This is a genomic window from Methylovirgula sp., assembly GCF_037200945.1.
Lineage (GTDB): Bacteria > Pseudomonadota > Alphaproteobacteria > Rhizobiales > Beijerinckiaceae > Methylovirgula.
In genome coordinates, this window is record NZ_JBBCGP010000001.1 from 1556768 (window position 1) to 1575591 (window position 18824).

Here is an 18824-nt window from a genome sequence, read left to right on the forward strand (position 1 = left end):
AACCGCGAGGGATAACCGTGCGTGAGGGGAACAAAAGTCTTCTCAGGAGTCTGGCACCAATGAATCCTATCACACTGTTTTTAACCTTCGTCTGCGTCGCCATAGGGCTCGCACTCGGAGCGTTGGGTCATGTTTATTGGGGCATCCCATTTGTGATTGCGGCGGTCGTCGCTGCCACCGGGCTTAAAATGGCGAACACGTGGGAAAAATTCGTCATTCTACGTGCCGGCCGATTGCGCGGCGTCAAGGGCCCTGGCCTCTTCTTCATAATTCCGATCATCGACAATGTGGTGGCTGTTATCGATGAACGCATCCAGACCACCGCCTTCAGCGCCGAAGAGGCACTGACAAAGGATACGGTGCCGGTGAATGTGGACGCAATCATATTCTGGTTCGTCCACGACGCCCAAAGCGCGGCTCTGAATATTACGAACTATCGCGAAGCCATTGACCGGGTTGCCCAGACATCGCTCCGTGAAATGATCGGGTCGTCGATGTTGGCCGCGCTGTTATCCGAGCGGACTGCCGCTGATGAATTGTTGCGCGGTGAAATTGGCCGCAAAACAGCGGATTGGGGCATCTCAGTGAAATCGGTCGAGATCCGCGATGTCGCGATCCCCGTCGCATTGCAGGATGCGATGTCGCGTCAAGCCCAGGCCGAAAGAGAAAAACAAGCAAGGGTAATTCTCGGATCGGCGGAGGCAGCGATCGCAGGGCAGTTTGTCGAAGCTGCTATGACGTATGCGGATCACCCAGCAGCTCTGCAACTCCGGGCCATGAATATCATCTATGAGACGACCAAAGAACGAGGAGCGACAATCCTGATCCCGACGTCGATGGTCGACAGCATGAACCCGGTCGTAGCTCTCGCTTTGGCCGGGGAGAACAAGGCGGCGCCGGCCAAAGCAGATGCATCTCCGCTGCTGAGTAAACAGTCCCCCCAGCTGCAGAACGGCTCGAAAGCGGCGGAGGGTCCACCATTGGATAAACACTAAACTCCTAAGGAGCGCAGACAGTCATCTTCCGAAGTGATCGGCATAGCCCGTTACGACCGCCGCGCCTGCCGACCGCTACAAACTTCTGCGGCGGTCGAGACGAGAATGCAAACATAGGGAGGATGCACAATGTCCAAGGATCATGACAAAGCCTCGCACGATCACAGGACGCGCGGCGCCATAAGATCGATCATCAAACGCGAGACCAATGGCTTGAACGGGACACCGGCCTTCAAGCCGCGTGGCACGCCTCCAGCATGACGCGAGATGAATTCATCCGGCACAATGAAGGTCTAATCGATAAGGTAATAGTCGAAAACCTGGATCAGACGCGCTAACGGAATCGCTTGGACAAACCTTGAATAGCGTCCGCGCATTCTATGACAGCGCCATGAGACTTCAGGAAGCTATGACTTCCGATTTCAAGGGGTTCTCCTGGTCAAGCTGATTGTCCTCCATTCCGGCCGTCGATGCAGGCTTTGACCTTGCAAGCGCGTACGCGGAGTTGGCGTTCAATTTTGCGCAGACTCGTCTGAACCCGCTGTGCCAGTTTGCTATCATTCAGTCTGAGAGAGCGCCATGTCAGATAAAATGAATGATTTATTTTATGTTTTCGGCGGTGATGATAGTCCGAGCTGCCCTCAATGTGCGAAACCTATGGACCTCACCGGACGTAGGCCGAGCACGCTCCTCGGCGACGCCTACGAATGTCAGAAATTCACTTGCAGATGCGGATTTGAAATTGAGCGCGATGCGGACCGCGCGTTGAATTTGATGACCTCTAAAACCACGCATTGAGCCAGAGCGCAGATGCCATTCAGTAGAAGCGCCCTTAGTCACATGTTGCGACGGAGCCTCTAGCGAACCGTCGGCGTTCATATCGCGGGCAGCGAAGAGTGGCCGTCACAGCATGAATTCGGCCAACGAGGCCACGCATAAGAGACTTGAGTGATTGCGAGAGCAGCTCGTTAACGACGCCTGCAGATATAGCGGCGCGCGGGTCAACCATATCTGCCGTGGCGGGTTGGGCTTGCGAGGTTCAAAATGTATAAATTATTTACCTGTGCGACGGGCGAGCACGATTTCCGACTCGTGATTCTTGTGGGCGCACTTTGCGCCTTGGCAATTGCTGTCGCCGCGAGCCTCTTCCGCCGTGTCCAAGCCAAATCACGGCAACAAAAAGTTCTTCTCGATGCCGCTCTTGAGAACATGACTCAAGGGCTTTGCATGTACGATGCAGACGCACGCATTGTGCTGTTTAACGAACGCTACAGGAAGATGATCGGGTTGCCGGCGGGCTCTCTGAAAGACCGCACCCTGCTCGACCTATTGGTGCAACGGAAGGCATCTGGGGAGTTTTCGGGAGATCCAGAATCTTACTTTGCCCAGCTAACCGCGAAGGTGCGCGAAGGTAAATCGAACAACACCATTCTGGAGATATCAGCTGGGCGGACGCTTCGCGTGGTCGATAAGCCAATGCAGGGAGGTGGCTGGGTTACGACCCTCGAAGACCTCACGGATTGGCAGGAAGCTCAAGCGCAAATCGCGCACATGGCCCGCCATGATGCGCTAACCGATCTGCCGAACCGCAGGCTGTTCCGCGAGGAGTTGGAGCAGGCGCTTCATCGTGGAACCCGCAAGGGGCAGATCGCCGTGCTATGCGTCGATCTCGACAACTTCAAAGATGTGAATGACTCCTTAGGACACCCTCTTGGTGACGAGCTTCTCAAGGAAGTGGCGAACCGCTTGCGCGGGTGTGTTCGTAGGGGCGATACTGTGTGCAGATTGGGAGGCGATGAATTTGCAATCGTGCAAGTGAGTGAACCTCGGCAATTAGAGGTATCCTTGCTTGCAAGCCGCGTCGTTGACGTCTTGAGCGCTCCATATAGCATCGAAGGGCACGAGGTTATTATCGGAACGAGTATCGGGATTTCCATAGCGCCTGACGACGCGAGCGACCCTGACCAATTGTTGAAGAACGCGGACTTGGCGCTTTATCGCGCCAAGGCGGACGGCCGAGGCACCTATCGCTTCTTCGAGACTGGAATGGATGCTCGTGCGCGGGCTCGACGGTTGTTGATGCTTGATTTGCGTGCTGCGTTGTTGCGAGGTGAATTTGAGGTCTATTATCAACCGATCTACGACCTTGAGTCGGACCGGATCGTCTGTTTCGAGGCGCTGGTCCGCTGGAATCATCCTCTTCAGGGAATCGTCTCACCGGCGGAGTTCATTCCCATTGCCGAGGAGACCGGTTTGATCGTCCAGATTGGCGATTGGGTGCTCCGCAAAGCCTGCGCGGACGCAGCCGAGTGGTCTCGGGATGTTAGCGTTGCGGTAAATCTATCTCCGACGCAGTTTAAGAACCGTAACCTTGTAGCGTCGGTCATCTCGGCTTTGTCCGCTTCAGGATTGGCTCCGAGCCGACTGGAACTCGAAATCACAGAGTCTGTTCTCTTGCAGGATACAGAGGCGACACTGTCAGCCCTACATAAGCTTCACGAATCTAACATACGGATTTCCATGGATGACTTCGGGACCGGCTATTCTTCGCTGAGCTACCTACGCAGCTTCCCATTCGACAAAATCAAAATAGATCAGTCCTTTGTGCATGAGCTTGCTTCACGCGGCGATTCGATTGCCATCATCCGCGCTGTTGCAGCTCTCGGAAAAAGCCTAGGGATTGTGACCATTGCCGAGGGTGTAGAGACAAACGAACAATTAGCGCTTTTGCGCTCGGAAGGATGCACGCAAGGGCAAGGCTACCTCTTCAACGCTCCACGGCCAGCAGCAGACGTCGAAAAGATGCTGTCCGAGCGGCGCCTGCGCGTAGTTGCATGAAATAAGCCGCGGAACCTTTTCTCAAGGTCCTCGCAAACTCACGCCTGTCCGGCGGTCGCGTTTGCGATGACGCCTCGCGCACCCAGAAGCCGCCGTTCCATTTTCGACCCGCAAGATACGTCGCTTCGCCGGCGACGCCAAACGCCATCAGACTCTTCGTTCCGGCCCCTACCGGAACGCATTCGCACTTTGGCTTGCACCTGCTACTTCTTACCCAACAACACCGTATTTATTTGGCCCTTTTCGACCTGATCGATGACAAGTAATTTGGCAGGTGTCGAACCAATGTTGGCGCCCTGATGCCAACGTCCGATCGTTTCGATGATGAAATCACCGGATCGATATATTTTGCTCTCGCCGGTTTGCGTATCGGTGACCTTAAGGGTTCCCGCCAAAACATAACCATAGCGTGGATAGGGGTGTTTATGTACTGGCATAATGGCGCCAGGCGCGATTTGATACATTGATACGAGAACTTGCACGTCCTTTTGCGGTAATACGATTGGCTGTCCGCTGGCGGTGACTGTAGAAGACAAAACCGGTACAACCACGATATTCTTAATCTGCAACGCATTTACCGGCGATGCGAGAAGTCCCAAGCCGCCAATGAGCCAGAAATATTTCACTACGTTTCTCCAGTTTGCCGATGGCCTCGACCCGAGTGTAGCAGAGCCTGCGCGAGCGCTTGAGCGAGCGCCCAATAATGGTGCACTCGCTCAATAGTTTAGCCGGCTTTGCCTCTTTGGAAAGAAGCCATTCCGCGATCAGGGCATTTTCGTCATCTAGGGTCAGGACTCATTGATTAGAGCCAGAAGATGACGGCGGCTGCGATACAGATGGCAGACATGAATGTATGGGCGCATCGGTCGTATCGGGTGTGGATGCGTCGCCAGTCCTTGAGCCTGCCGAACATGTTCTCGATCTTGTGCCGTTGACGATAGAGCTCGCGGTCATGTTCGATCGGCTTTTTTCGGTTTGACTTCGATGGGATGCAGGCCACGATGCCGCGTTCGCCAAGAGCCCGGCGAAACCAGTCGGCATCATAGCCCTTGTCAGCGAGCAACTGCTTCGCGGACGGTAGAGCATCGATCATCAGGGCCGCGCCCCTATAATCGCTCATCTGGCCTTCGCTGAGCAGCATGATGACGGGGCGCCCCTGACCATCGCATACGGCGTGCAGCTTGGAGTTCAGGCCGCCCTTCGTGCGGCCGATACGTCGGGGAACAGACCCTTTTTTAAAAGGCTGGCGGCGGTGCGATGCGCTTTCAGATGCGTCGCATCGATCATCAGACGAGATGGCTTGCCGGCCTTGCGTGCCAGTTCGGCGAAGATCTTGTTGAACACGCCGAGGCGGCTCCAACGCACAAACCGATTGTAGATCGTCTTGTGCGGACCATAGCCGGGCGGCGCATCGCGCCAGCGCAGACCGTTTCTGATGACGAAGACGATGCCACTGATCACCCGCCGATCGTCAACCCTCGCAATCCCGTGCGACAATGGAAAATACGGTTCGATCCGGCGCATCTGCGCCTCCGACAGCAACAACAAATCAGCCATGGCGATGCCTCCCGACATCCCCATTGAATCAATCCGCTAACCCTCACGCAACAATTTAATGGGTCCTGAGCCTAGTTCACATAGGTGACGTCAGAAATATGAAAGCAACGATGGCATTGCGGGACGAGGGTAAATTTCGGACGATACAAGTGTGATGGCCCTGATCCCGCGCGCGCTGTAGCATGCGTTGGCGCGGTTTCGAGCCGAAGAACGCGTTGTGTGGCAATCCCCCGCGGTTATGTAATGGCCAAACGAACGAAAAAAGCAGTTTTGCAGCGGAAACAACCCGCGGGTTCCGGCCGATTTGCGTCGCCTCTCTTGCAGGGTCGCGAGCAAGACATAGCTCTGCTTGATCACCTCCTCGATCGAATCGATCAAGGTGGGTCGACACTCGTAATCAGCGGCGAGCCCGGAATCGGGAAATCTGCGCTCCTTAACGTAGCCCAGCACCGATTCTATCAACGCGGCTTCTGCGTACTAAGCATGACGGGAGTCCTCGCGGAAGTCCATTTACCGTTTGCGGCACTCGAGCAAGCGTTGCGACCGCTGATGAAGCGGACGACCGGCTTGGTTCCTCGCCAGCGAACTGCCTTACAAGCCGCTTTCGGTATGCACAGTGAATCGGAAGCGCCTGATATCTTCCTGGTCGCACTTGCGACGCTGTCACTTCTGACCCAAAGCGCGGTGCATGAGCCAATCTTGTTAGTTGCCGATGATGCCCAATGGCTAGACCACGCAACCTTTGACGTGCTGGCCTTCATCGCGCGCAGACTAAGTGCGGATCCTGTTCTCCTGCTGGTGGCCATGCGAGATGACTTCAACCGCTCTCTCGGCGACGCCTCTACCCTGCGGCTTCGACTTTCTGGGCTCGATGACGGCGATGCCGAACGCTTATTGGATACCTATGCTCCTGGTCTTTCGCCCAGCCTGCGTAGCCGCTTCCTCAAAGAGGCTTCCGGTAACCCCCTGGCCCTCTTAGAGCTGCCTCGCAGTGAGCGGGCATCAGACGCACTTGATAAGCCGTGGCTTCCATTGACGGAGCGCTTGGAGCTCGCTTTCTCGAATCGTCTATCCGATCTTCCTGATAAGGCCCGTACTCTATTGTTCGTCGCGGCGGAAAACGACGAGACATCGCTCCATGAAATTCTGCGCGCGGGTGAGAAATTATTGGGTGAGCCGGTGCGGGTCGATGCTTTGTCATCAGCGGTCGCCGCCAAGTTGATCGAGATTGATGGAATGGATGTGCGATTTCGACATCCGCTCGTTCGTTCCGCGATTCATCAGGCGTGCGATCTCGCGACGCGCCAAAACATTCACGCGGCACTCGCCGCAACCGTTAGCGATCAACTGGATCGCCAGTTATGGCATCGTGCTGCGGCGACGATCGGCCCCGATGACGAGCTCGCAGGCGACTACGACCGAATGGCATCAAGGGCACTGCAGCGAGGCGCCGTTGCCATGGCAATCGAGATCCTCGAAACCGCGGCGCGGCTGAGCAACACAGCTAAGGCCAAAAGCGACCGACTCTTATGGGCTGCCGAACTCGCTGCTGACTTGGGCCAACCCGAATTACTGGACTCCCTTTTGCGCCTGGCGGACGTGGATGAATCGGATCAACTCGCGGCGGCGCGGATCGGTTGGTGTCGCGAAATCAGCCAGCCTCCAACGGTCAATGATCCGGCGAAAATACCCGCGTTGGTTGGCTTAGCTGCACAGGCCCAGGCAGCCGGTGCCAACGATCTGGCGGGCAACCTACTCTGGCGCGCAGCTCAACGCTGCTGGTGGAGCAACGCAAGCAGCGAGCTTCGCACTGCCGTCCTGGCTGCGGCAAACAAGCTGGTCTTGCCGGAAACCGACGCGCGCTTAATCGCGATATCCGCGTACGCTGAACCGCTTCAACTTGGCGCCGATATATTCAAAAAGCTACAGCGACTTAGCAGGACAAGCGGCATCGATCCTTCGATTGCGCGAATTCTCGGCAGCACAGCAAATGTCATCGGCGCCTTCGATCTCGGCGTAAGCTTCCTGACTGGCTCTGCTGCAGCACTTCGTGACCAAGGGCGGCTCAGCGATCTAGCGCGTGTCCTTTTCACTCAAGCCTCGGCTGAGATGGAGGTCGGCGATTGGATGGGTGCGATGAGGGAAGCCGAAGAATCGGCTCGCCTTGCTGAGGAGACAGGCGGCCCGCTGTGGATTGCCGCGGCCACGATTGTGAAAGCAAAGCTCTCGGGGATGTTAGGCAATCCGGAGCGATCCGAAGCATATGCGGCTCAGGCAGAACGCCTTCTTCTGCCCCTTGGCGCCAGTTTCTTGTTGGCAATACTGCAGATCGCACGAGGAGTATCCGCGATTGGGGCGGGGCGGCACTGGGAAGCCTACGCGCACCTACGACGCCTTTTTGTGCCTGCCGATCCGGCTTTCAATTCCGGTATTCAATTCTTTGCGCTTGCGGATTTTGTGGAAGCGGCCACCTTTTCCGGCAACGCAGAGACGGCACGTGGCGTCATTGAAGAGATAGAGCGTGTTTCGGGTTCGACGCGCGTGCCCTGGGTCGAGACGATGCTGCACTATGGCAAAGCGTTGCTTGCGGCGCCTGACGAGGCGGAGCGGTTCTTCCTGCAAGGTCTCGGACCGGCCGCAAAGAATTGGCCGTTTTTACGCGGACGTTTTCTCCTGGCCTATGGTGCATGGCTCCGCCGTCAGCGTAGATCAGCCGATGCGAGGGCTCCGTTGCGTGAGGCCCGCGACCTTTTCGATGCGCTTGGCGCATCGCCTTGGAGCGCTCGCGCACGAGAGGAATTACGTGCTTCGGGCGAATCCAGCCGCCGGCGAACCGAGAATGTATGGGAGACGCTAACCCCACAGGAGCTTCACGTCGCGCAGCTCGCTGTCGAAGGTCTTTCAAATAAGGAAATCGGCGCCAAGCTCTATCTGTCGCACAAAACCATCGCTTACCACCTACACCGCATCTTTGAGAAGACCGGTGTCACGTCGCGATCTGGACTGCGCCCCATTCTTGCCGGCATCACCGTCCCGTAAGCTGACCGCACATCCACCATCAGACTAGTCATTTGATAGAAGCGACAGCCCCTGCAAGCGGGCTATGTTCGCGGTTGTCTGCACCTGCCCGGAGGGAACGGCCGTGAAGCTCCTTTCCTGATCCGTAATCCTAAGCCTCGGAGCCAGCCTGATGGTTCAGCCCGTGCAAGCCGCTACGCCGGATCCTGCCACCGATCCCCGGATCGATCCTCAGGTCCGGGCATTTCTGCACGAGATCAACAAGGACTCGAGCCCGTTCTGGGAGCTTCCTCAACCGAGGCCCCAAGAAATCCTGACGGCGCTTCAAAATAAGACCCCAGTGGACATGTCGGGTGTGACGACGACCGAGCAAACCATCACTCAGGATGGTCAAGCCGTGAAGATATTCATCATGAAGCCAGATCGTGTTGCCGGTAAGCGCGGCGTGTTGCTGTTCATTCATGGCGGCGTCTGGATCGTCGGTAACTTCCAAAACCATCAGCGCCTGCTGCGCGACCTTGTGGTCGGCTCCGGTCAGATCGGGGTGTTCGTCGAATATACGTCCTTGCCGGCCGCGCGCTTTCCTACTCAGCTTGATCAGTCCTATGCCGCGCTGAAATGGGTGGCAACGCATGCGGAAGAGTTCGGTGCGGATGGGAGCCGGATCGCTGTGGCCGGCAATTCGGTGGGCGGCAACATGTCCGCCGCCTTGACGCTCATGACGAAGGATCGCACCGGTCCCAGGATCAGCTACCAGGTGCTGATGATCCCGGCGACCGACGCAAGTGTCGATACTGCGTCCTACTACGAATACGGCACGGGGCGGTTTCTGGCCCGAGCCTTCATGAAGTACGGCTGGGATTTATACGCACCGGACGCGAAGACTCGCGACAATCCCTATGTGTCGCCGCTGCGCGCCAGCCTGCGGGAGTTGCACGGGCTTCCGCCAGCTTTGGTCATAACCGCTGAGAACGATCCGTTACGCGACGAAGGTGAGGCCTACGCCCGCAAACTTAAAGAGGCCGGGGTTTCAGTGATCGCGACTCGTTACAACGGGATGATCCATGACTTCGTTCTGCTCAACGGTATCCAGACGGATCCCGAACCGGAGGCCGCGATTCGTCAGGCGGCAGCCGAGATAAAAGCGCATCTGGCGCTTTGATCCCTTAGAGGATGAGTCTCATGAAATTCACCCACGATACTTCGCCGTTTCCGAGGGATGGCATTTCATAGTCAAGGAATGCAACCGACATTTCATCGGGGAAAGACCGCCAACGTTCACCCACATTGTCTTACGGGAGTCGCAAAATGAATCACCACGTTCGAAAAGCTGCGCTAGCCGCGTGTTTAGCCATCACAGTCCTTGCTCCGGTTGCAGCCTATGCAAAGCACCACCATTACTTCGCTAGAGTCGAGGTCATGCGTAGTACGATAGCGACGATGAAGGACGGGACGAGGTTGCACGTGCAAGTCGTCAAGATGAACGGCCATATGATGGTGGCGATTCCGATGCACGACCTACCGGATTATCTGCGCCAGCAGATTTTTGTTCCTGGGGACCAGTAGTTTTACATGAACCCGTCGGTGGAGCTGAAGCGCTTCAGCCCCGAGTAAATTTTGCACCCACACGAGTAAGCGCATCGATGAGAATGCGACGAGCGATGGGGCTTAGAAAAATGATTGCCCTGATTACGGATAGTTAGCCATGCACGGTTTTGACGACCGACTTACCGCAGTGACAGGAGCTATCGAGGCTAGCTCAGAGTCTAATTTTGGGGCGCGCATCACGGACGAGGCCGAATGGCGCGCGCCTCCGCAGTGCCCGGCGAAAAAGGTTGTCGCGACGCGCTGGCGTACGGGGAAGCAGGACTTAACGGTCGCTCGCGCCGAGACGCCCAAAGACTATCATGTGGTCGGAATCACCATGGCGCGCACAAATTTGCTCGTCTCCATACACGACCGCGTTGCTCTAGACGAAATCGCCATGCCAGGTGGCTTTCTTGTCACCGAACCCGGCGTGGCCGCAAGCTGCATCTTCAAAGGTCCCTTCGATGAACTTCATCTCTTTCTGCCGAATGATCTAATCGCAGAATGTGCCGATGATTCCTTGTGCCTCATGGAAGCACGCATTCGCTCCGAGGCTATTCTAACGCATGATCCCATAAGCAATCAGCTCGCCCTTGCCCTTTTACACACCGAGCATATGCGTGGATCTCTCAGCCAATTGTATTTGGATTCGATCGGCGCGGCTCTCATTGCCCATCTACTCTCAGGGCCGAACCGCCCGAGACTCCCGGTGCGAAAGCGTGCCGGATTGCCGCGCTGGCGGCTCAGACGAGCGATGGAATACATTGACGCCAATTTAGCGGAATGCCTGACTTTGCCAGGCATCGCCCAGGCAGTTGGGCTTTCTTCCATGCATTTCGCAGCTCAATTTCGCGTCGCGACCGGGTTGAGGCCGCATGAGTACGTGCTCCGCCGACGCATCGAACGCGCGCAGCAGATGCTGCTCGAAACTAGCTTTTCCCTGGCCGAGATCGCGTTCTCGGTTGGGTTTCGTTCACAATCGCATTTCACCTCTGTTTTCACAAAATTCCTTGGCCGACCGCCGCAGAAGTGGAAGCGACATAACGAATTGGCTGATGCAGCGCCGGGGGAAATCCAATGAGAGAAGCATCAAGGGTCTGCTTCGTCCGCAGAGATGGAAATAGCGGTTTAGCCAAAAACTCCATTCAGCCAGCGCGGGCCGGAAGAACAGCTCGGTTATGTCAGGGTGTCGCGATCTTTTCATATCGCTCTATTTTGATTTGGAAAATGGCAAGCACCGCACAAAGGTGATTTCCTGCTTTTCCTAAAGGAATCGATATGCGTCTTGTGCCTTTCCTCCTTTTTATAGGCTTCTGCATTCCCGCCGCTGTGGCAACCGGAGAGTCCAGATCGATAGCGGCGCAGCAGGCTATCTGTACTGCCGTCGAAAGCCCGCAGCGCGACGCCAAGAATGTCGCGCGTGACATCTATCGGCATCCTATAGAAACTTTGACTTTCTTCGGTGTGACACCGGCGCAGACTGTCGTGGAAGCGTGGCCGGGCGGCGGTTGGTATGCAGAAATTCTTGCCCCGTTGCTGCGTGATCGCGGAAAATATATCGCTGCGGCGCCCCCCGGAAAAGCTCACGATGCTCTCGTCGCGCTATTTGCCAAGGATACGAAACGCTTCGGCAAAGCTGTCGTTACGACCTTGCAAATTGGTAAGGCGTCCGACATCGCGCCGGCCGGGAGCGCGGACGTCGTGTTGACATTCCGCAACGTCCACAACTTCCTCAAGGCTGGCGACGCAGCTTCCGCGCGGTTTTTTGCCGACTGCTATCGTGCATTGAAACCGGGCGGCGTCCTTGGCGTAGTTGACCATCGTCTGCCGGAGAATGCGGATTCAAGCCTTCAGATTCCCAGCGGATACATCAAGCGTTCTACAATAGTTCGATTGGCAATAGCCGCGGGGTTCAAATTTGATGGTGAGAGCGCGGTCAATGCCAATCCGCGAGATGATCACATGCATCCCAAAGGCGTTTGGACGCTACCGCCATCCTATGCTTTGGGAGATGTCGATCGTGCGAAGTATCAGGCGATCGGCGAATCCGACAGGCTCACACTTCGGTTCGTGAAACCTCGTTAAAACCGGTGCCGGATCGGCATGTCTACGAACTACGCGCCGCCGCCGGATTTTAATCGCTGCGCTAACCTTTTGGATGCCAGAGTTTCACGTCGGTGGCATCGATCGCTCTTGGAATGAGCTTGGCGTCATAGAACGTGTCGGCGATCTTCTGCTGATCGCCGAGGTCGGACTTTTCGACAGGCAGGACCTGATAGCTCCGGCGGCTGTTCACTGCCTCGACGACATCGATTGGAACATTGCCCCAGAGAGGGGATAGGAAGACGGCCGCTTCTTTTGGATTAGCCTTTACCCATTTACCGGCCTCCACCAGCGCATCGAAGACGATTTGCACCACCTCGGGATGGGCCGCGACGAAATCGTCGTTGACCAGGTAAAAGCGCTGATACCCTGATAATCCCGTGGCATCTGTGAGCCGACGTGACGGACTGCGGCTTTCCGTAATGGACAGGAACGGATCCCAAATCGACCACGCATCGATACTGCGCCGCTCAAAGGCCGGCGCGGCGTCGGTGGGGGCGAGATAGGCGGGGTTAATATCGGCAAACGAAAGACCCGCGCGCTTCAGAGCGGCAGCGAGAACGAAATGTGCCCCTGAGCCCCGGCGCACCGCCACGGTCTTGCCCTTCAGGTCCGCCACGGTCTTGATGGATGAATCCGCGTGCACGATGATGGCCTCGGCCTGAGGCGAAGGCGCTTCACGGGCGTAGATGGTGAGCTTGGCGCCGGCCGCCTGGGTGAAAATTGGCACGGCGTCCGCGACGTCGGCATGGAAATCGACGGCGCCGGACGTCATGGGCGAGATCACGTCGTTGAACAGGTACCAGGCAGGCTCAAAGCCCTTCGGACCGAGCTTTCCTTCCAAAGCCTTGTGCTCTTTGAGGATCGTCAACAGCGTCGAAGATCGCTGATAGCTGAATTTAAGCTGCTGCGTTGCGGCCAAAGCCGGGCTCGCGGCAAGGGCCGCTGCGGCGCTCGCGCCTTGAAGAAAGCCGCGTCTGGTGATGGTCATCGAACGTCTCCCATATAATCTCGATAATCTCAGGCCGCGTGGCGGCGCGCTCGCGTCTTCGCGCGCGGGATAATTTCGTGCGCGAACCGGCGCATCTCGGCTTCGAAGGGCTGGAATTGCAGCATGAACAATTCGATTCCCGCGCGGTGAAAGGCGAAGATGCGATCCGCAACCTGGTCGTAGCTGCCGACGAGTTCCGCGGCCGTACCGCCGTTGGTCCCAACCCGCGGGCTCTTAGCCATGGTCTGGTGCATAACGACGTTCGGATCGACGTTAGGCCGGTCGGCTGCTCGCAGCGGCGCATCTTTGGTGGCCAAACCGAGCAAGCGCTCATAAGCGGCGTGGGCTTCCGCCTCGGTTTCGCGCGCGATGACGAACGCCGAAAGCGCGAAGCCGACCGGTGCGCCGTTGCGCGGACGCCGGGCGACATCGTGGATCAGCGGCACGATGTCGTCGATCGGCTGGCCGTTGATGAACCATGTGTCGCCGTGGTCGGCCACCAATGCGCGTGCCGGTTCGGATTCGCCGCCCAAGTAGATGCGCGGTCGTGGCCGGTAAGGATCCGAAGGTCTGAGGACGTAATCGTCGATCGTGAAAAAGCGACCGTGGAAATTGACCCGTTCGCCGGCCAATAAACGTTTCACGATCTCGATCCATTCGCGTCCGTAAGCGTAGCGATCGTCGTGATGCGGAAACGGCATACCGGCCTGTTCGAACTCTGCTTTGTTCCAGGCATTTATGAGGTTGATCGCAAAACGGCCTTTTGAGATGATCTCGATTTGCGATGCCATCTTGGCCAGCACCACCGGATGATAGAGACCCGGCTTGATCGCGGCGATGATCTCGATGCTTTTGGTGATTGCAGCGAGGGCCGCCGCCGAACTCCAGGCCTCAAGCTGGTCAAGCGAATTGTCGTAGGGGTTCATGGTGTGCTGAGCCACGAGCGTCGCATCATAACCGAGTGCCTCCGCCTCAAGCACAAGCGCCTTGTTGCGCTCCCAAGAGGCGTCATAGGGCTCCTCGGGGTCCTGTAGAGCGCCGCGATTGCCGTGAACCGCGGCCCAGACGCCGAAGCGCATTTCATTTTGTGTCACGTGAGCCTCGTCAATTGACCATCAGGCGCCGCAGGATGAGCTCTTCAAGCTCAATGGATTCTGCGGTGCGACTCCTGCGCGGGTGGGGTGCCGGATTAAGCAGGTCCATCGTCACCGCCCCGTTTTCGAGGAGCAGGATACGATCCGCGAGGCGCACGGCTTCAGGGACGTCGTGCGTGACAAGCACGGCGGTGAGGCGCTGTTCTCGCCATGCGTCGGCCAGAAGGTTTTGCATTTCGAGACGGGTCAGCGCGTCGAGGGCGCCGAGCGGCTCATCGAGCAGCAAAAGGCCGGGCCGGCTCACCAGGGCTCGGGCCAGCGCCACGCGCTGCTTCTGTCCGCCGGACAAAACCGTGGGCCACTCCTGCGCTCGGGCCTCGAGCCCAACGGACCGGAGCGCCGCAAGCGCTTGGGCTCGCCCAATTTCGCGAGGCGTACCCGGTTGAAGTCCCACTGTCACGTTATCGAGCACACGCACCCATGGGAGCAGGCGCGGTTCCTGAAACATGATCCGGGCTACGCCGGGTCGAAGGGGTGCATCGTCGAGTAGAATATGGCCGGACGTCGCGTCTTCCAGCCCGCAGAGCAACCGTAATAACGTACTCTTGCCCGACCCGCTGCGGCCCACGATGGCAAGAAATTGCCCGGCGGGAACGCGAAAATCGATATTGTGCAGCACGCTCCGATCACCGAATACTTTACCGACCCGCGTCAGGGTTAGCGCCACGCCCGCATCGTGGGTCTGCTTTGCTGGCACGTGTTCCCGAGCGGCGATACTCATTGCACTTCTCTCCGCCACGGCATGCACAATCGCTCGCTGAATGTTGCGATCGAGTCCGCCAGCTTGCCGAGCAGCGCATAGATCACGATCGCCATCACCACGATGTCGGTCTGCATAAATTCACGCGCCTGCATCGCCATGTAGCCGAGCCCGCTTTGCGCCGCGATGGTTTCGGCCACGATGAGCGTCAGCCACATGATGCCGAGGCCGAAGCGGATGCCGACGAAGATCGAGGGCAGAGCGCTCGGGAAGATCACGCGGAAGAACAGGGTGCGCGTGTTCATGCCGTAGCTCTTGCCCATCTCGATCAAGAGCGGATCGACTGAACGGATGCCGTGTAGCGTGTTGAGATAGACAGGAAAGAAGACACCAAGTGCGACAAGAAACAGCTTCGCGCCTTCGCCGATACCGAACCAGAGGATTACCAAAGGGATCATGGCGAGATGCGGCACGTTGCGCAGCATTTGCAATGTGGTGTCGGACAGTCTGTTACTCAGCGACGACATGCCGTTGGCGAGGCCGAAGGCAAAGCCGATTCCGCCACCTACGGCAAAACCCGCAATCGCGCGGAGGAAACTGACGGCCATCCCGGCGGGGAGTTCGCCCGTCAGCGTCATGTCCCATGCAGTCTTGAGGACAGTGGTCGGACGCGGCAGGACGGTCTCAGAAACAAATCCGAAGACGCAGGCCGCCTGCCATACGAGGACAAGCCCGATAGGCACCAGCCATTTCTGCAGTCCTTCGAACGGCAACCGCGCCAAAAACGTATTGGCCGTGTCGTCCGAACGCGAAACAAGCCGGCGCCGCGCGCCGCCGCCGAGTTCTCTGATCGCCATGCCAAATATCGAGCCGGTTGAGCAATTAACGCATATAGGTGACCGTTTTTATAGACTATTTCAAGCGTTATCGCGCCTTGCTCTGAAAGGATCGTCCAATTGCCGCCGTGTACGGACCGCTGCCGCGGGCCGCATTAAACCAGCGTCAAATGCCGGTACATTTCTTCCTGATAAAGACTCAGGCTGGCCCACGCCGGACGAAAACGAACGTTCGGTCGAGCTTCATCGGGAGCCAAGCGCGTGGGGCACTCCGGGCGCGGCGGGGTCTCGCGCCGGATCGAAGGCATCATGCAGATGTTTGGCATGTTTGCGCGCCTGCGCCGCCCGCGACGCCAGAACGGCATGCGACGCCGAGATTTCCTGTTTGATGCCCGCGAGCTGTTCGTCGACTTGTGACAGTCTGGCGGTGAAGTCCGCGTCCAGTTTATCGACCCGGCTCATAAGATCGGCGACGGCTGGTCCGCTCGCAGTCTGCGTGGGGTTTAACTGGCTTTTCTGGCTCGCGTCCTGCGTCGCACTCCTGGCGTCGACGCTGGCTTTAAGAGCACGGATTTCCTCAGTCATTTGCCGCATTGTGCCGGCCAGATCGTTGGCTTGCGGGCTTTGCTGCACTCCCGGGACTTGGCTCGATGTCACAAGGCCTGACGGCAGATGGCCAGAGGAATAATAGGCACCTCCCACCCAAGCCAAGACACATAAGAAAGCGACGAACGCCAAGCGCGCACTAAATCGCAAAAAACGTATGAAAGGATTTACCTGCCGCGGCGCAATTTTTTCAACATCTTTGGGAGGGACACGTCCGCGGATCGTATCTGCCGGCTGTACCTTTATGTCTGGCACCGCTGCATCTGCCCGCAGCGGGGGCATATCGGCAGCGGAGACGACATTCTCGGCACTTTTGCTGGGGACATGGTGAAAGATGGCGTCCGCCTGCGCTTTTATTTCCGGAGCAGATACGTCCGGCGTGGGTGCCGTTCTGGCGTCAGAAACAATTTCGTCAAGCATGCGCATGCCCATAGTGAGAGTCGAAAAGTGCGTCGACAAACGTCGGGGCCAACGAATTACCGGCTAACCTGCAAGCCGGAAGTGGCGATGTTGCAGCCAAAATGTGGCACTATCGGCAGCGGGGCCGTCGCAGTCTGGTATTTGTGTCGTGCGATGACGTCCCGCTCAGCGGATGCGCCGCACGGCACCGTAGGCGGCACTCGTCGTCATGGAGGCATAGGCCTTGAGAGCCGTGCTGACTTTGCGGCTCCGCGGCTCAGCAGGCTTCCAAGCCTCCAATTCCAAGCCTTCCATCGCGGCGCGGCGCTCGGCAATCTCGCTGTCGGGAATGGCGAGATGTATGCGCCGATTGGGAATGTCGATCTCGATCCGATCGCCTTCCTTGACCAAAGCGATGAGGCCGCCTTCGGCAGCTTCCGGCGAGACGTGGCCGATGGAGAGCCCGGACGATCCGCCAGAGAACCGCCCGTCGGTGACGAGGGCGCAGGATTTCCCCAGTCCTTTCGACTTCAGATAGCTCGTTGGGTAGAGCATTTCCTGCATGCCCGGGCCGCCGCGCGGACCTTCGTAACGGATGAGCACGATATCGCCGGGGACGATTTCATTGCCGAGGATGCTCTTCACCGCCGCGTCCTGACTTTCGAAGATCCGAGCCGGGCCGGCAAAGACCAGAATGGACTCGTCGACGCCCGCGGTCTTCACGATGCAGCCGTCCTCGGCGAGGTTGCCATAGAGCACTGCGAGGCCGCCGTCCTTTGAAAAGGCATTAGACGCGGAGCGGATGACGCCTTTCTCGCGGTCGAGGTCGACTGCGTCGAAGCGGCGCTCCTGGCTAAAAGCGGTCTGCGTCGGCACGCCGCCCGGGGCGGCCGTGAAGAAGTCATGGACGGTGCGGCTCTGCGTGCGCTTGACGTCCCAGCGCTCAAGCGCCGCGCCCATCGACTCGGCGTGAATTGTCGGCGTGTCGGTATTGATAAGGCCGGCGCGATCGAGTTCGCCCAAGATGCCGAAGACACCGCCGGCGTGATGCACGTCCTCCATGTGGACGTTGGGGACGGCGGGCGCGACTTTGCAGAGGACTGGGACGCGACGCGACAGACGATCGATGTCCGCCATGGTGAAGTTGACTTCGCCCTCGTGCGCGGCGGCGAGGAGGTGCAAAACCGTGTTGGTCGAGCCGCCCATGGCGATGTCGAGCGTCATCGCGTTCTCGAAGGCCGAGAAATTTGCGATGGAACGAGGAAGGACTCTCTCGTCGTCCTGCTCGTAATGGCGCCGCGCGAGATCGACCGCGAGATAGCCGGCCTCGACGAAGAGGCGCTTGCGGTCGGCATGGGTGGCGAGCGTCGAGCCGTTGCCAGGCAGGGCAAGACCGAGCGCCTCGGTCAGACAGTTCATCGAGTTGGCCGTGAACATGCCCGAGCATGAACCACAGGTCGGGCAGGCGGAGCGTTCGATCGTCTTCACGTCCTCGTCGGACACGCGATCGTCGGCAGCTGCGACCATCGCATCCACGAGATCAAGCATTTTCACTGTGTGATCGGGCCAGACGACCTTGCCGGCTTCCATCGGGCCACCAGATACGAAGACAGCCGGAATGTTGAGGCGAAGCGCTGCCATCAACATGCCAGGTGTGATCTTGTCGCAATTGGAGATGCAAACCATCGCGTCGGCGCAATGCGCGTTGACCATGTACTCCACGGAATCAGCGATGAGTTCGCGCGACGGAAGCGAGTAGAGCATACCGTCGTGGCCCATCGCGATGCCGTCATCGACAGCGATCGTGTTGAACTCCTTGGCGACGCCGCCGGCCTTCTCGATCTCCCACGCCACGAGCTGGCCTAGGTCCTTCAAATGGACATGCCCGGGGACGAATTGTGTGAAGGAATTGACCACGGCGATAATCGGCTTGCCGAAATCCTCGTCCTTCATACCTGTCGCGCGCCAAAGGCCACGTGCGCCAGCCATGTTGCGGCCGTGTGTCGTCGTTCGGGAGCGATAGGCAGGCACGGATGATCC

At 58.1% G+C, this 18824-nt stretch carries 17 protein-coding genes; 8 read left to right on the forward strand and 9 right to left on the reverse strand.

Annotated features, from left to right (window positions below; genetic code table 11):
* The first annotated feature begins 59 nt into the window (after positions 1-59).
* The 3 genes from WDN02_RS07630 (at position 60) to WDN02_RS07640 (ending at position 3833) form a co-directional block, all read left to right on the forward strand.
* Positions 60-995, forward strand: coding sequence for a slipin family protein (locus tag WDN02_RS07630; RefSeq protein ID WP_337292917.1), 936 nt, complete (start codon positions 60-62; stop codon positions 993-995).
* 129 nt (positions 996-1124) lie between these two features.
* Entirely contained in the window at positions 1125-1256 is a 132-nt protein-coding gene (locus WDN02_RS07635; protein ID WP_337292918.1) for a hypothetical protein, read from the forward strand.
* A gap of 783 nt (positions 1257-2039) precedes the next feature.
* Complete coding sequence (locus tag WDN02_RS07640; protein WP_337292919.1) at positions 2040-3833, forward strand: EAL domain-containing protein; 1794 nt, start codon at positions 2040-2042, stop codon at positions 3831-3833.
* 203 nt (positions 3834-4036) lie between these two features.
* Here the strand turns inward: WDN02_RS07640 and WDN02_RS07645 are convergent, their stop codons facing one another.
* The 3 genes from WDN02_RS07645 to WDN02_RS07655 all read right to left on the reverse strand — a co-directional run bounded on the left by WDN02_RS07645 (position 4037) and on the right by WDN02_RS07655 (position 5390).
* The gene (locus WDN02_RS07645) at positions 4037-4441 is read right to left on the reverse strand and encodes a cupin domain-containing protein (protein WP_337294890.1); all 405 of its coding nucleotides are present in this window, start codon (positions 4439-4441) and stop codon (positions 4037-4039) included.
* A 194-nt stretch (positions 4442-4635) separates the two neighbouring features.
* Positions 4636-5130 (reverse strand): IS5 family transposase, encoded by a 495-nt coding sequence (locus WDN02_RS07650; RefSeq protein ID WP_337294889.1) that lies wholly within the window; start codon positions 5128-5130, stop codon positions 4636-4638.
* Positions 5022-5390: a transposase gene (locus WDN02_RS07655; protein WP_337292878.1), complete on the reverse strand. Its 369-nt coding sequence runs from the start codon at positions 5388-5390 to the stop codon at positions 5022-5024. Before WDN02_RS07655 ends, WDN02_RS07650 begins: the two co-directional genes overlap by 109 nt.
* A 243-nt stretch (positions 5391-5633) precedes the next feature.
* Here WDN02_RS07655 and WDN02_RS07660 point away from each other — a divergent pair, with 243 nt between their 5' ends.
* The 5 genes from WDN02_RS07660 (at position 5634) to WDN02_RS07680 (ending at position 12080) form a co-directional block, all read left to right on the forward strand.
* The gene (locus WDN02_RS07660; RefSeq protein ID WP_337292920.1) at positions 5634-8429 is read left to right on the forward strand and encodes an AAA family ATPase; all 2796 of its coding nucleotides are present in this window, start codon (positions 5634-5636) and stop codon (positions 8427-8429) included.
* A gap of 151 nt (positions 8430-8580) precedes the next feature.
* Positions 8581-9570 carry an alpha/beta hydrolase gene (locus tag WDN02_RS07665; protein ID WP_337292921.1) on the forward strand — a complete coding sequence of 330 codons (990 nt, stop codon included), beginning with the start codon at positions 8581-8583 and terminating at the stop codon, positions 9568-9570.
* A 257-nt stretch (positions 9571-9827) separates the two neighbouring features.
* Entirely contained in the window at positions 9828-9974 is a 147-nt protein-coding gene (locus tag WDN02_RS07670) for a hypothetical protein (protein ID WP_337292922.1), read from the forward strand.
* Between the two features lie 139 nt (positions 9975-10113).
* On the forward strand, positions 10114-11076 hold the full coding sequence (locus tag WDN02_RS07675; protein ID WP_337292923.1) for an AraC family transcriptional regulator: 963 nt from the start codon (positions 10114-10116) through the stop codon (positions 11074-11076).
* A gap of 197 nt (positions 11077-11273) precedes the next feature.
* Entirely contained in the window at positions 11274-12080 is an 807-nt protein-coding gene (locus tag WDN02_RS07680) for a methyltransferase domain-containing protein (RefSeq protein ID WP_337292924.1), read from the forward strand.
* A gap of 61 nt (positions 12081-12141) precedes the next feature.
* On the opposite strand, the gene WDN02_RS07685 is transcribed toward WDN02_RS07680, so the two are convergent.
* From WDN02_RS07685 to ilvD, 6 genes are all read right to left on the reverse strand, one after another.
* Positions 12142-13089, reverse strand: coding sequence for an aliphatic sulfonate ABC transporter substrate-binding protein (locus WDN02_RS07685; protein WP_337292925.1), 948 nt, complete (start codon positions 13087-13089; stop codon positions 12142-12144).
* A gap of 29 nt (positions 13090-13118) precedes the next feature.
* A complete protein-coding gene (locus WDN02_RS07690; RefSeq protein WP_337294891.1) occupies positions 13119-14168 on the reverse strand; it encodes an LLM class flavin-dependent oxidoreductase in 1050 nt (349 codons plus the stop codon).
* A 25-nt stretch (positions 14169-14193) separates the two neighbouring features.
* Entirely contained in the window at positions 14194-14964 is a 771-nt protein-coding gene (locus WDN02_RS07695) for an ATP-binding cassette domain-containing protein (RefSeq protein ID WP_337292926.1), read from the reverse strand.
* The gene (locus WDN02_RS07700) at positions 14961-15800 is read right to left on the reverse strand and encodes an ABC transporter permease subunit (protein WP_337292927.1); all 840 of its coding nucleotides are present in this window, start codon (positions 15798-15800) and stop codon (positions 14961-14963) included. Before WDN02_RS07700 ends, WDN02_RS07695 begins: the two co-directional genes overlap by 4 nt.
* 222 nt (positions 15801-16022) lie before the next feature.
* Positions 16023-16364 carry a hypothetical protein gene (locus WDN02_RS07705; protein WP_337292928.1) on the reverse strand — a complete coding sequence of 114 codons (342 nt, stop codon included), beginning with the start codon at positions 16362-16364 and terminating at the stop codon, positions 16023-16025.
* Positions 16365-16970: 606 nt separating this feature from the next.
* Positions 16971-18815, reverse strand: a complete 1845-nt coding sequence (gene ilvD, locus WDN02_RS07710) for a dihydroxy-acid dehydratase (protein ID WP_337292929.1) — start codon at positions 18813-18815, stop codon at positions 16971-16973.
* Positions 18816-18824: the final 9 nt, after the last annotated feature.